This window comes from Bacillus lumedeiriae (assembly GCF_044891285.1).
Lineage (GTDB): Bacteria > Bacillota > Bacilli > Bacillales > Domibacillaceae > Pseudobacillus > Pseudobacillus lumedeiriae.
Genome location: NZ_JAUIYO010000012.1, coordinates 56,548 through 71,118, shown reverse-complemented (window position 1 = coordinate 71,118; position 14,571 = coordinate 56,548). Strand labels below are relative to the sequence as shown.

Annotated in this window: 12 protein-coding genes; 4 read left to right on the top strand and 8 right to left on the bottom strand. The window is 37.4% G+C overall.

The features are described from left to right. Positions 1-28: 28 nt before the first annotated feature. Positions 29-1,219 carry a coenzyme F420-0:L-glutamate ligase gene (locus QYG89_RS13290; RefSeq protein WP_404318085.1) on the top strand — a complete coding sequence of 397 codons (1,191 nt, stop codon included), beginning with the start codon at positions 29-31 and terminating at the stop codon, positions 1,217-1,219. Positions 1,220-1,294: 75 nt separating this feature from the next. Here QYG89_RS13290 and QYG89_RS13285 read toward each other — a convergent pair whose 3' ends face one another. The 6 genes from QYG89_RS13285 to QYG89_RS13260 all read right to left on the bottom strand — a co-directional run bounded on the left by QYG89_RS13285 (position 1,295) and on the right by QYG89_RS13260 (position 10,252). Then, positions 1,295-2,113, bottom strand: a complete 819-nt coding sequence (locus tag QYG89_RS13285) for a 6-carboxytetrahydropterin synthase (RefSeq protein WP_404318083.1) — start codon at positions 2,111-2,113, stop codon at positions 1,295-1,297. Positions 2,114-2,195: 82 nt separating this feature from the next. Then, on the bottom strand, positions 2,196-4,646 hold the full coding sequence (locus QYG89_RS13280; RefSeq protein WP_404318081.1) for an EAL domain-containing protein: 2,451 nt from the start codon (positions 4,644-4,646) through the stop codon (positions 2,196-2,198). 164 nt (positions 4,647-4,810) lie between these two features. Further along, positions 4,811-5,491 carry an SDR family oxidoreductase gene (locus QYG89_RS13275; RefSeq protein WP_404318079.1) on the bottom strand — a complete coding sequence of 227 codons (681 nt, stop codon included), beginning with the start codon at positions 5,489-5,491 and terminating at the stop codon, positions 4,811-4,813. A gap of 13 nt (positions 5,492-5,504) precedes the next feature. After that, complete coding sequence (locus QYG89_RS13270) at positions 5,505-6,782, bottom strand: DNA methyltransferase (RefSeq protein ID WP_404318077.1); 1,278 nt, start codon at positions 6,780-6,782, stop codon at positions 5,505-5,507. Positions 6,783-7,180: 398 nt separating this feature from the next. Beyond that, entirely contained in the window at positions 7,181-8,395 is a 1,215-nt protein-coding gene (locus QYG89_RS13265; RefSeq protein ID WP_404318075.1) for an ATP-binding protein, read from the bottom strand. A 393-nt stretch (positions 8,396-8,788) separates the two neighbouring features. Further along, on the bottom strand, positions 8,789-10,252 hold the full coding sequence (locus QYG89_RS13260) for a protein adenylyltransferase SelO (protein WP_404318073.1): 1,464 nt from the start codon (positions 10,250-10,252) through the stop codon (positions 8,789-8,791). Between the two features lie 353 nt (positions 10,253-10,605). On the opposite strand from QYG89_RS13260, the gene QYG89_RS13255 reads away from it, so the two are divergent. Continuing rightward, positions 10,606-11,058, top strand: coding sequence for a GGDEF domain-containing protein (locus QYG89_RS13255; protein WP_404318071.1), 453 nt, complete (start codon positions 10,606-10,608; stop codon positions 11,056-11,058). A 100-nt stretch (positions 11,059-11,158) separates the two neighbouring features. Here QYG89_RS13255 and QYG89_RS13250 read toward each other — a convergent pair whose 3' ends face one another. Together QYG89_RS13250 and QYG89_RS13245 are read right to left on the bottom strand one after the other, a co-directional pair. Next, on the bottom strand, positions 11,159-12,274 hold the full coding sequence (locus QYG89_RS13250) for a M20 metallopeptidase family protein (protein WP_404318069.1): 1,116 nt from the start codon (positions 12,272-12,274) through the stop codon (positions 11,159-11,161). Positions 12,275-12,761: 487 nt separating this feature from the next. Beyond that, positions 12,762-13,295, bottom strand: coding sequence for a DUF6143 family protein (locus QYG89_RS13245; RefSeq protein WP_404318067.1), 534 nt, complete (start codon positions 13,293-13,295; stop codon positions 12,762-12,764). A 138-nt stretch (positions 13,296-13,433) separates the two neighbouring features. On the opposite strand from QYG89_RS13245, the gene QYG89_RS13240 reads away from it, so the two are divergent. After that, the gene (locus QYG89_RS13240; RefSeq protein WP_404318065.1) at positions 13,434-13,673 is read left to right on the top strand and encodes a hypothetical protein; all 240 of its coding nucleotides are present in this window, start codon (positions 13,434-13,436) and stop codon (positions 13,671-13,673) included. A gap of 270 nt (positions 13,674-13,943) precedes the next feature. After that, complete coding sequence (locus QYG89_RS13235) at positions 13,944-14,543, top strand: hypothetical protein (protein WP_404318063.1); 600 nt, start codon at positions 13,944-13,946, stop codon at positions 14,541-14,543. Positions 14,544-14,571 lie beyond the last annotated feature (28 nt).

Below are 14,571 nucleotides of genomic sequence, written 5' to 3'. Positions count from 1 at the left end.
ACTTCATTAGTTATAAGGAGCGATTATATTGGAAAGAGTAGTTGGAACGGTTGTTAGGGGTCTTCGTTGCCCAATCATCAATCAAGGAGACAACATCGAAGAGATTGTCGTAGATAGTGTATTAAAAGCTTCAGAAGTTGAAGGCTTTCAAATTAATGATAAGGATATTGTTACGATAACAGAATCCATCGTTGCCCGGGCACAAGGGAACTATGCGACAATCGATCATATTGCCCAAGATGTTCGTTCAAAGTTTGGTGAAGACACGATTGGAGTCATCTTCCCGATCTTAAGCCGTAACCGTTTTGCCATCTGTCTCCGCGGGATTGCAAAAGGAGCTAAAAAAATTGTTTTAATGCTTAGCTATCCATCTGATGAAGTTGGCAATCACTTAGTGGATATCGATTCACTTGACGAAAAAGGAGTAAATCCTTGGACAGATGTGTTAACAGAAAAGCAATTCCGTGATCATTTCGGATATAATAAACATACATTCACTGGCGTTGATTACATTGATTATTATAAATCAATCGTTGAAGAATACGGTGTTGAATGTGAAGTGATCTTCTCAAACAATCCAAAAACGATTTTAGACTATACAAAAAATGTTCTTACTTGCGACATTCATTCAAGATTTAGAACGAAGAGAATCTTAAAAGCAAATGGCGGCGAAAAAATTTACAGCCTCGATAACATCTTATCAGAGTCTGTTGATGGCAGCGGCTGCAATGAAGCTTACGGTCTTTTAGGATCAAACAAAGCAACAGAAGACAGCGTGAAGCTTTTCCCACGCAACTGCCAGCCGATTGTTGACAAAATCCAGCAGATCCTGAAAGACAAAACTGGAAAAACGGTTGAGGTCATGGTTTACGGGGATGGGGCATTTAAAGATCCTGTAGGAAAGATATGGGAACTTGCTGATCCAGTTGTATCGCCGGCTTACACATCAGGCCTTGATGGCACGCCAAATGAAGTAAAATTAAAATATCTTGCTGATAATAACTTTGCTGATTTAAAAGGTGAAGAACTTAAACAAGCCATCGCTGAATTTATTACTAATAAAGAAGCGGATCTTGTAGGTTCAATGGAAGCTCAAGGAACAACACCTAGAAAATTGACAGACCTGATCGGTTCTCTATCTGATTTAACTTCAGGAAGCGGAGATAAGGGAACACCTATCGTCTTTATCCAAGGTTACTTTGATAACTACACAAAATAAGATGAACAAAAAAACTAGATGCCTTTAAATAAAACAAAGGGCATCTAGTTTTTTCTATGTTATCACTGTACTTCTTTATTCTTTTGTTGGACCACAGTATTCAAAATAATTCTTTGCTGTCTCCCAAAGTCCTATTTTATATAGATTCGGTACATGCGACTCAAGCAACTCCCAAAAGACCATCGCCATCACTTCCGCAGTTGGATTTAATTCATTAAATTCAACTGTATCTAAGTTAAGATGTTTGTGATCGAACTTTTGGATAATAGCCTGATCCACTTCTCTATCCAGGTCGGCTAAATTCATAATCATCCCTGTTACAGGATCCACTTCTCCCTCTACAGTGACTTCAAGAATGTAATTATGTCCATGTCCATGCGGATTATTACATTTCCCAAAAATCTTTTTATTTTCTTCATCAGATAATTGATCGCTATGCAATCTATGCGCAGCTGAAAAATGATATTTTCTTGTTAATTGAATCATTGACTTTTCTCCTTTTTGAGAGAACAAAAATGGATTCTCGTGCAATATTATTTTATGAAGTTTACAATCTTCGAACTGACCCTGCAAAGCATTCCATATGTACGCAACAATATTTTCGGTCGTTGGAATATGTTCCTTAAAAAAAGAATGTTCCTTATTTAAGAATTTACCGTCCAATTCTTCTAAAACAACACTCTTAACTATGCGGTCAACATCTGTAATATTAACAACGATGCCTGATTTCGAATCGAGGTTTCCTTTTACTGTGACTTCCAACGTATAATCATGACCATGACCATTGGGATTACTGCATAAACCAAATATTTCTCTATTTTTACCTTCATCCCAAGTTGAAACACGGTAACTATGGGCCGCTGAAAACTCTACTTTTCTAGTTAGTAAAATCAAGGTTTCACTTCTCCCTCATTCAATCTAGTAATTTAAGACATTAAATTTCAATGCTTAAGCTGTTTTTCTATTTCTGCTCTTCTCATAAGGATGATGTATTAATTTTAATTCGTGCCGCTTCCTGAACCTCTTCAAACATCCTATTGTACTCTTCCACTGATAAAGGTTTACTAAATAAGTATCCCTGTATTTCATCACATTTTTGCTGTTGAAGAAACTGTAGCTGCTCATCCGTTTCTACCCCTTCAGCAATAACTTTAACTTTTAGATTATGAGCCATTGCAATAATGGTAGTAATAATTTTAGTATCATCAGAACCAGCTTCTATGTCCTTAATAAATGACTGATCAATCTTTAATATATGGATCGGAAATTTTTTTAGGTAACTTAGCGAAGAGTATCCTGTTCCAAAATCATCAATTGCAATTTTCACGCCTAGATTTTTTAGTGCATGTAACTTATCAATAACATAGTGCTCATTGTACATGGCAATACTTTCTGTAATTTCTAATTCTAAATATTGCGGGTCAAGGCCTATATCACTTAACACTTCATTAACAAGCTCTACTAAGTTAACTTGTTGGAACTGACGTGGAGAAAGATTAACGGATATACTCATTTCAGGAAATCCGGACTTCTGCCATTCCTGATTTTGTTTACAAGCTGTACGTAAGACCCATTCTCCAATCGAAACGATTAATCCGGTTTCCTCAGCTAATGGAATAAACTCCGCTGGAGAAATCATCCCTAACTTTGGATGACACCAGCGAATCAAGGCTTCATTTCCTATGATCATCCCTGTATTTATATCGACCTTAGGCTGATAAAATAAAGTGAATTCATTACGTTCTAATGCCTGACGCATCCCTTTTTCTAAAACGGCTCTTCTCTGAATAAGATCATTCATATCAGATGTATAAAATTGATGATTGTTTCTTCCTTGTTCTTTAGCACGGTACATAGCTATATCAGCATTTTTAATGACATCTTCTACGTTTTCACTGTCTATCGGATACATACTTATTCCTATACTTGATGTAATAAAGAATCCATTCCCTTCGTGAACGAAAGGCTTTTCCAATTCTTTCAGAATAGTCTGTGCCATATCACCTGCTGCTTCCCTGCCCGTGTTAGGTAAAAGCAGAATGAATTCATCTCCCCCAATGCGTGACAGCATTTCACCTTCTTTAAGGAGGCATGAAATCCGATTCGTGACAGCCTTCAAAATGGCATTACCCGTAGCATGTCCAAACGTATCATTGATAAATTTAAACCTATCCAAATCAAGAAATAAAAATGCCATGGGCCTGTTATTATTTAAACTGGCCAGCTTCGATGCTGCTTCATTAAAAAAACGCAAATTAGGAAGCCCTGTCAGAAAATCATAATAAGCATGATATTGTATTTCTTTATTCTTTTTCTTAAGTTCATCGGTATAATGTAATAAGTTTAACGACATCGTATTGACTTGATTAGAAAGCAAGCCCAATTCATCGCTCCGTTCAACTAATACCTGTTCTCCAAAATTACCTTTAGCAATTTCATTCACTTTTAATAGAATTTGATTGATAGGTCTAACAATATATCTAGCTAAAAAGTAGCTAACAATAAAGACAAAAACCAAAACAATGATGGAAATAATCAAACTATTTAATAATTGCTTGTTCAATACCTCTTGAATAACGTTATAATCTGTCACTATTCCAATTACATAAGGTTTTTGAGAAGGGACAGAGATAAAACTTTTCAATACTTTTTTATTACCAAAATTACTCTGGAAACTAACTAATTCACCCGTCTTATTTGCTTTTCGAACAGCAGAAATATCGGCTGTTTTATCTTTATATTTATACTGTCCAAATTGAATATCCTTGTTTCCTAGTTCAATAAATCTCTTTCCATTCTGCTCAGTATAAACAGGTGAAAAGCCAAAAGTCTGCGGATTAAAGCCAACAATGTTTAGCAAAGTAGCGTTATCCCTTAAGGTTTTCTTTACAATAGCATCAGGGCCAATATGATCTTGAACATCCATAATCTGATTATCTCTCATGTACGGACTAATAATGTAATTAGTTGTGCCATCATAATAATAGCCCCATTTATCAACATGATTAGGATTGGACGCAGAAATATTCATCGGGCCTGACCAGTAATTTGGCAGCTTTTGTCCTTGAGAAATAGACACATTTTTATGAAGGTATAATTGTTGGAATGCGGTATACCAGTAATCCCATTCTTTCGTGCTTAAGTTCCTTTCATGTGGATCAGAAGACTTCACTCCCCTAATGTCATCTTTTTCTTTGACCATCAAGGTAATATGAGAAACGCCCAGCTTTTCGCTAAGCTTCGCGAGTTGTTCATTAGTCACTTTATTTATGTCGGGATTAAGCATACTCTGTGCTGCAATAGCTGCAGTACGAAGTTTTTCCCCCACTTGATTTTCTAAAGACTCGACCCCAATTTGTGAGTGATCAATGGCTATACTGATTTCCTTTACTAGGAGTTCCATCTGTTTTTCTTGATCTTTTATCAACAAGTCTCTCGTGTAGTAATAATATAGTGTATTATTTAAAATTAATATTAAAGTTACTATCATAGAAAATATGAATGATAGTTTCTTTGTTAAGGACAAACAAACTCCCCCTATGCAGCTATCTGTATCTGTGAATTTTTTATTATACTATTTGACCTTGTGAACTATAATACGCCTTTGGGTGGAGTCAATGTCATCTCATCAATCCGAACATGAAGCGGGGTCTCAGCAACAAACGATACCACGCGTGCTACATCATTAACATGCAGCATGTCTTCAGGGGAAAATCCTTCAACCCCCTTCCAAATATCCGTATACGTTGCTCCTAGATGTATATTAGTAGTAAAAATATTATATTTATACCATTCTTCTGCTAAAACATTCCCTAAGCCACTCATTGCATGTTTTGAGGCTGCATATACGGAATTCAAAGGGAGGCTTCTCTTAGTCGCGATGGAACTAATATTAATAATACGTCCCCCCTCTTTTTTCAATAATCCGAACGCATTTTGGATGCAGTGGAACGTCCCAAAAACATTCGTTTGAAAAACATCTTCCCATTCTTTAGCAGTAAACTCTTCAAATGCTTTAAAATAACCAATTCCTGCATTATTAACTAGCACATCTATCGTATTATGCTGCTCACTAATAAGTTTAAAAACATTATGTATTTCTTTTTCGTCCATCATATTCATTTGCAAGGGAAACAGATTTTCTACATGAATATCTATATTCTGTTCACGAGTTGTGGCATACGTAATGAATCCCTTATCTACAAGGTCAAGACTAATTGCCTTGCCAATCCCTCTTAAACCGCCTATAACAATCGCTACTTTTTGTCTCATATTCTACCTCTTTTTATTTAGGGACTTTATAAAAATATCCAAACACATCAATTAATAAATAATAAGCATCGTATTCCTTAATATAATCAATCCAATTGGCACTTATTTTTAAATAAATATCGTTCACCCTCTGTTGCAGCGAGTCAGAGTCAAGAATATAATGATCTTCTTCAATCTGCCCATGTACAATATGATGCAGAATCCAGTTTAACGGATTCGTCACAACGAGTTGATAACCATCTTCTGTTAACATTGGCCTTGGCCTTGGAATACTCGTTTTAACAATATCTTTAATGCCGTTAGGAGTTACAGACGGCATGATCAACTGAAATGTAAAGCTCTCATTCTCAAGTAAATCTATTTCGGGGGTATATTCATAAGCATTCACAATAACAGATGAATTATTTAATTCTTCTTTCAGTCCTTGAAATTCATTCAAAGAAAAGGGAACTTTCGTTTTCTTTGTATATTCGTTACCCCGAAGATATGTTTTATTAAAATCCTCTACTAGTTGGTGTACAGTGACATCAATCCCTAGCGTGCTCATTCTACTCACTGTAGTCTGTATCGCTAAGCGGGAATTATCACTGGCGATCCATCTTCTCTTCATTTTTTCTGCTGTAAATGACAAAGTGCCGCTGCCACAATAAAAATCACCGACTAAAGCGCCTTCATCTGTAGTCATCTGCAAAATACGTTCCATTAGTTTTTCAGGCTTTTGTGTAGCATAGAATGTATCTTCTTTGCCCAAATACTCATATTTTCCCACGTCGTCCCAAACAGATGAATAAGAAACATCCTTCTTTTTAAAGTACTTATCCGTTTTAGAATAAAAAAATAAGGATTCATGATTAAGACCCCATTGTGCCTTTTTATATACGGGGGCATCAGCAAACTTCCAAATGACCTCTCCAAGAAAATGGTTAGATCCAAACACTTCATCTAAGATCACTTTTAGATAATGCCCTTCTTTTTGCGAGGTATGGAAAACAAGAATCCCATTTTCATTTAACAATTCTTTGGCAGCTTCAATTCTCTTCTTATAATTAGACCGATAAATATCAGAATGATAAAAGTTTTGAATGGTAGCAGCCTCATTCCAAGGATCAATGATATGTTCATTCAATTTTTTATTAAACACAGAGAAAATCCACCCTGAATTAAATGGGCCATCAAAATAAATCATATCAAATTTTTCTTTGTATCCTATATTCATTAATCCTTGTATAACATATAAATTGTCGCCATAAAATAGTCCGTTTCCCTCAAATACTTCTGGTTGGAATTTCATGTCTAAATCACCTTCTTCTCAATGCAGATCCTTGATATTAAGGACTTAATCCCCGTGAACGAAATACAATTTTCACACGAAATACATTAAGTAACCAAAACTATCAATCTTTGAAAGAATCTGTCTACATGCAGTATAACAGATTCAAAAGTTCATAGATATTTGAAAAAAATTTTCTATCAATGATTGATATCATCAAATAAGGATGCCTCACGAAAGATGGCATCCTTATTTTTTATGAATAGTCAATCACGAAAAATCATCAACTTGATTGAGAAAAACAGAAATACCATGACGATCTATCACTGTCCGGAATTCGATAGATACTACCAACTCCATACCTAAATTGTCCTTTGCTTCTTTTCGAGGAATCAACACACCTGTAGTTATAACAGCCCTCATAAGTGTTTTGCTGGAAAGCAGATCGTAACCGTTGTTCCTTCTCCTTTTTTACTTTGGAAGTCAATCGTCCCTTTATATTTTGTTGCAATGTTATAACAAATCATCATCCCTAACCCTGTCCCTTTACTTTTTAAAGAGTAAAAAGGAGTACCAAGCGACTCTACTTCTGCTTCTGACATGCCATGTCCACAATCGATGACTTTAATCTCAACAAAATCTTTTTTCCTTCCCGCCGTTATCATCACTGATTCACCGACTCCGGAGGCCTCAATGGCGTTTTTAATGATATTGATTAGTAATTGTTTAAACTCTATCTTGTTAGCCGCGATATAACACTCTTCCACCATATTAAATTCGATCTTATTGTCATGTAAAAGTCCATATGAATGAAGTAAATCGGTGACACTCTGAAGAACAGCTTTTACATTTACCGTTTCCGTTTCATGATCTTTATTAGGCTTTGCGATAGATAAAAGTTGAGAAATCACCTGTTCAGCTGTATTCAATTCGTTAATCATCAAAGAAAAGTGTTTTTTTATACCCTCACTCAATGACGAATCTTTTTCGTATAACTGCAAAAAACCATTCACAACTGTTAAAGGATTTCTAATTTCATGAGCAACAGCAGCCGCCAGCTGCCCAGCTGTCTTCAAACGCTCTGACTGTTTGATTTGTTCATAATACAATTGCTGTCTTTTCATACGCCCATATGACAAATAAAAGATAAAATAGATAATTACTTGACTTCCTACAAAATTGATCACATTCCCGATTAAATCCCGTTTTATATACGGATATAAATGTCCTTGATCAACGAGAGCAATGTAGCTAAACGTCAACGTTATGGATAAACTATTTAGTATTAACGAAAAATAAAAGAGCTTAGAATCAAAAAACAAGATTGAAATCGCTGGAATAAAACATAGAAAAATAAAGTTGGACCAAGTGTCTGGATATAAAAAGAAAAGTGTATAAAAATAAACCGATGCCACAATCATAATAATTGCTCGGCAAACATGGGTGACATGCTTAGGATAAAGCAATAAACAGACAGATAGAACAACAACAAGTACGCTATGGGAAATGAACCCCATCTCAAGCTTGCCAAAACGCGGGTTATCAATTAACAAGCCCATGATCATAATGGTTATAACGATGATCACTGTACTGTAATATAATTTTTTATTTATGTGAGTATCAAGCGTATTCATATATACTCCTTTTATTGCTGTTATTTAAAGCTTTAGGGTATAAGTGATGTTACTTAATGTGTATCAACTGGGTACTTTTATACATAACATTGGTAAATAGAACGCAACTGGATGATAACTTTTAAAACTAATAGAGTCATCTATTCATTTCAACATCTTGCCATTCTATATTGTTTCCAATGTCCCTTCCTGCTTCTTACTAAACAAGGATGAAAATCACAACTAAAAAAATGCTGCTAAAGCCCAAAGTGCCAGACTCCATATCAACAATATACTCTATCTTTAAAAGAATGAATATACAGTATATGAATGATCAGGTCAGACCTTTATGGGGGCAGCATTTTTAAAGTGAATTCTATTCAAAAAAGCGGAAAAATCATTCCTGCTTTCTCGTTAGGTACCACAAAAAGTTCGGTAAGGGGCTGTGGACACAGGCACTGTGGCGTAGTCAGCCTGTTCAGCGGTATGGGCATAAGGATTTGCTAGAATGCCCAAAAGCCTTTCCATCACGCTGTAGTCTCCCCGTTCAATTGCGGCTTCTAACGCCTCTTCTACTCGATGATTTCGTGGAATGACAGCAGGATTGCTGTTTCTCATCAACTGATTCGCGGCTTCTTTCGCTTCCCGCTGCCTGTCCAGCCGCTCCAGCCAGCGCTTACGCCACTGAACAAATTCTGAAGCCTCAAACAAAGCTGTATTCTCCTGCGTATCAAAAGTTAAAGCACGGAAAGTATTCGTATAGTCCGCACGATACTTCTTCATCAAGTGAAGGAGATCGTTCATAAGTACCTCATCTTGTGCTTCTTCGTTCAATATCCCTAGTTTTGCCCTCATTCCAGAGAGCCAGCTCGTTTGATAGAGCGAAGGAAAATCTGAAATCGCATCCTGAGCCAGTTTGACCGCCTGCTCCTCATCGTCATGCAGCAGCGGCAATAGACTTTCGGCCAATCGTGCGAGATTCCAGCCGGCCATGTTAGGCTGGTTGCCATAAGAGTAGCGGCCATGAAGATCAATGGAACTGAATACCGTTTCCGGGTCATAGGCATCCATGAAAGCACACGGGCCATAATCGATCGTTTCTCCGCTGATCGTCATGTTGTCAGTATTCATTACCCCATGAATAAAACCAACAAGCTGCCACTTCGCAATAAGCTCAGCTTGACGCTTGATCACTTCTCTCAGCAGCGAAAGGTACGGATTCTCACTAGCTTCAATGTCTGGAAAATGGCGATTGAGTGTATAGTCAGCTAAGGTCTGAAGTTCTTCCACTGTGCCCCATTGTGCAACATATTGAAACGTACCGACGCGCAGATGACTGGAAGCGATACGAGTCAAAATAGCACCAGGGAGCTCAGTTTCACGGATTACCGGCTCACCAGTGATCACTACCGCTAAACTGCGAGTCGTCGGAATAGTAAGAGCATGCATAGCCTCGCTGATAATATATTCACGCAGCATAGGGCCCAGTGCCGCTCGGCCATCCCCCCCACGGGAATACGGTGTTCTGCCTGAACCTTTAAGCTGAATATCTACCCTCTCACCTTTGGGTGTGATCTGTTCGCCTAACAGTACCGCCCGGCCATCCCCTAACATATTGAAATGCCCGAACTGATGCCCCGCGTAAGCTTGAGCAAGAGGTGAGGCACCTTCAGGAATCTGATTGCCGGCAAGCACCGCTGCACCATCTTCACTTTGCAGCCCCTGAACGTTTAAGCCTAAATCTTCTGCTAACGGATGATTCAGAATGATTAACTTCGGTGAGCGCACAGAAGTTGGATTGATACTGGAAAAAAATGATTTCGGCAGACGGGCATAACTGTTGTCTAAGTTCCATCCTGTTTCTTTACTATTCTTCATAATGTCTCCTTTTCTTTTATGTTATAGTGTTTTCTATTTATTGATCAAAAACACCAGCATTTTATGTTATTTTTCGTGATCTATACTTCATAGAAGCACCTTGTAAGCCCTTTTTAATGTGTACTTCTTCCAATTTATTATACCGTTTCCATATAAAGATGCGTCCTTTTAATTAAAATGATTACCTGTCATTGTTCTAAATGCGAAATCATTTATTTGTGTTCAACAGACATTTAATTTTTTATAATGGTTTGTAAACCCTTCTTTTTTACTATTTCCTCGATTTTATGTTGCTTCCTCTTTACATCAAACTAAAAATATTAGGTCAAAAACCATGAAGGGTACATAAAAAAATGAAGTTGAAAAATAGAGTAGCAAAAAAAGCGATGTTATGTTGTTTTTTTATTACCAATGTTGTTACATTAATGACCTACTTGTTGGATATTGATCATTTTAAAGCAGTGAATGATGAATTTGATCATCAATCCGGGGATATCGTCTTAGTAGAGGCAGCCAAGGTCTTAAAAGATAATGTTAGGGAAATAGATACAATCGGTCGATGGGGAGAAGAGGAGTTTCTAATTATTTGCCCACAAACCACACTAGAAGAGGCTTTGCAGCTTTCAGAGAATCTTCGTAAACAATTAGAAAACCATCGCTTCCCAATAGTAGAACGAAAAACTGGCAGCTTTGGAGTTACCTCTTATGTCCAGAATGATACATTAAACGTTTTACTATCAAGAGGCGATAAAGCCTTATACCAGGCAAAAAATAAAGGAAGAAACTGTGTTGAATATTTAAGCTAATTAAAATGTGCACGAAAACAATCCATTCTTGTTATACTATTACAATTACTAAAAGGCTCCCGGTATCACCGGAAGCCTTTTTTCATTCTGAAATAGTTTTTTATATTGCAGCAAGTCCTTTGAACAGTTCCACTGCTGTTTCAATAAGATCATCTTTAAAGTCATACTCGTAGCTGTGAAGGTGTGGATAATCTTCTCCATTACCTATGTAGCAATAAGAACCTTTTATGATTTTCGTGTAATGACCAAAATCTTCGGAAGCCCGAAACGCTTCTGACATCTCAACTATTGGAAGGCCTTTTTCTTTGCAGACCTGGCGAACCTTGTCGGTGCTTTCCTTGTGATTTACAGTTTCCGGGAATTCATCCTGATACTCGAACCTCACCTTTAATCCAAGCTTTTCTGCTTCGGCCTTCGCAAGGTCTTCAAGATTCTTTTGAAGTCTGTCCAGCTCTTCCTCATAAAGTGCACGGATCGTCATTCTTAGTGCACCTTTGCTGGCATTTACACCAAAGGCTTTTGCGCCGATGTCTACATGAACAACTGAACAGAGAACAACACCTTTATTAACTGCAGAGTCAGTGAATGCTGGAATCGAATCGATCACCTTCGGAATAGCAAATGCCGGATTGATTCCCTTCTCCGGTTCACTTGCATGAGCAGGAGCCCCTTCCATATAAATGGTCATTCCCTTTGATGCACACTGTGCTGTTCCATCAATGACATGGACAACCTTATGTTGACAGCCGCTCATATTATGCCAGCCAAAAATTTCATCAATATTATTTTCCTTAATGAAAACCGAACATTCGGCAGCCCCGTCACCTGTTTCCTCGGCGTGCTGGAATAGGAAATAGACGTTATTCTCGCAGCCCTTCTGATCAATTTCCAAAGCAAAACCGCAAAGCGTCGCGGAGTGTCCATCATGTCCACATTTGTGGGAAACACCAGGGAATTTAGAGCCGTATGGGAGATCAATCATTTCTTCCATCGGAAGAGCATCAAAGTCTGCGCGGAATGCTACGTTCCTTCTTCCCGCTTTGGAATGGTAGACAGCATAGAACCAACGGCCCCTATCCACGATTTCAAGATTTGTATGTTCTTTAAGAAAATCGATTAAACGCTGTTTAGTCCATACTTCATGATTTGATAATTCTGGATGAGCATGCAGTTCGTGGCGTAGTTGAATCGCCAATTCAAGATTTTTCTTTTCCAATTTTACTTTCTCCTTTATTCAAAGTACATCTCAGGCTATACAGGTCATTTATTCTCTTTTGATCACGCAGCTAGCGTTCGGCTGAGTGCATATACAATAAAATATGTAACAGAAGCTAATAATGATGCGAATACATCGGCGTTTTCTCAAATTATAAGGCTGGGAGACGCTTTTTATCTAATTTTTATTATGCACTTTTTGTGCCAAACTAACAAAGTCTTTTACTTTATGGGAATTTTTTATTTAACCCCTATCCTTCTTTAACTTTCAACAATATAAAAACTAACATCATTTGCGAAAAGTATATTATTGCAGAAAAATTTTTATGATCATCGTAAAAATAATTTTACTATAATAAAAAAAATAAGGGAATGACACCAATTAAAACACAGTAGTGTCAATACCTTATCTCTTTATCTATATCCGTCTTCAAAGAAGGGAATAGATTATATATTTCTTTTATCTTTACATTTATTGTTTGATGATCTTAGTTCCTTGTATCTTTTTCAAACCAGCCAAAGGCAACTTCTGACTCAACAATTTTATTATCAGTTGAAACTAAAAAAATAATAAATGACTCGCCTGGTGAAAAAATAAACTTTCCATCCTCATCACTTGTCAATGTACTTTTTGGCGGAACTATTCGCTTAAAAGCATTTACTCCCCGCTTTGGAACTTCTTCCACCAACTCCGCAAATACAATTTCTACTTCTGGCTTTGGAAGCGGAGAAAGAGCTGTATTTGCAGGGGTTACCTTGTCGGAAATCATTGACTTTCCAGGAGGTATTGCATTAAACCAAATTTCAGCTATAAAAGGCTGCTCAGAATGATTCGTAATGGTAAACGCATTTACAAATAAATGGATATCTGAATGAAAGGGGTTAATTAAACTTCCCCAAGCGTGTTTGCCTTTGCCTAAACGAATCGTTTCAGTCTGCCCTACAAAGTATCTTCCCTGCAAGGATTGATATAATGGATTAGGTATGTTGACAGACTTAGAATATCGGTGATTATTAAACATTGGTATACGAACACCTCCCTCCTTTCTTAAGTTTATGCAGATTCATATAAAATGTTTGGACCGATATTTCGAAATAGGTACAAAATTCACTAGTTGTTCCTATCATAATTATCAGGACTTTCCACAAACGTTAAGTAGATGAAGTGGATGGATCAAAACCCGCTGATGGATGAACTTGCTGATCATAACAGAAACGTTAATAAGTTTGTCTCAACATTAGAAGAAAGGGGTTTTATTGTACAGGAAGGTGAATTAAAGTATTTAGACATACTAAAGCTTTGCAGTGAAGGCGTTGTAGATAATTGTATGGGGAATCATGCTGGTACCCCCTATTCATCCGTCTTACTGCCGCCAGCTCCTAATCAGCATCCATCCTAAGGGCAGGACCGACCAATTGGATATGACCCAAATGCTCCTACTAATTACCCTGCTAATATAAATTACGCAGCACCTGGATTTACTTATAAACTCAGGTCTGATGAGGCTGTTGTATTAATCGGACAGACACCTCCGTCCGCTGTTTATTTCGGTTTTCGGAACTATCTTGGGTTTGTTGAAAATAAACCTGGAAAGGATTACAGCGGGCTTGGTAAACATGGGCCTTGAAAAAGGGAAGGAGACCTTTTCCTTTTTTATGAGAGCCGCTATATGAAGGTATATCGAATTACACCTAAAACTCCTTACACAAGCCTAAACCCTTGGCCAGTTCCGAAGCTTAAAATCAAGGAGACGGGCATCACTGAATTTCAAATTGTTCCTCATGCAAGAGATGAATTGGATTACCTCAGGAATCAGATTCTTGCCAAGTATGGAAGTGAAGAATTTGATCATATTGACCTGAATTTCGATCTAGAAATTATCAAAGGATTTGAGGCTAGCTTAAATGATGTCAATGTACGGGCAGATAACAGAGATGCGATCTACATTCGATCAGATCATTTCCAATTGGAATCTGATGATGATTTTATTATCCTTTATGGTGTGAATCACGAACAAACCGGAAAAGCCGTCTTCTCCAATGCAAGCTTCTATGGAGCGGAGCTTTTTAATGGTGTAGCTGTAGCGAACACAACCGTTGAGTTCAAAGACTCTGCGGCCGAACTTTTCCCAGAAGGCTACGAAAATGAGAAGTTCTATTATGTGTGTAAAATGGCGAGGAAGAAGGAATGGAAATTCTCGTACCGTACAGTACGGGCAACCCGAACGGAAAGGCCTACGGAGTTGATAATAATAAGGAAGCTTTTATAATCTTTAGGATATATATTGATAAAGAGAC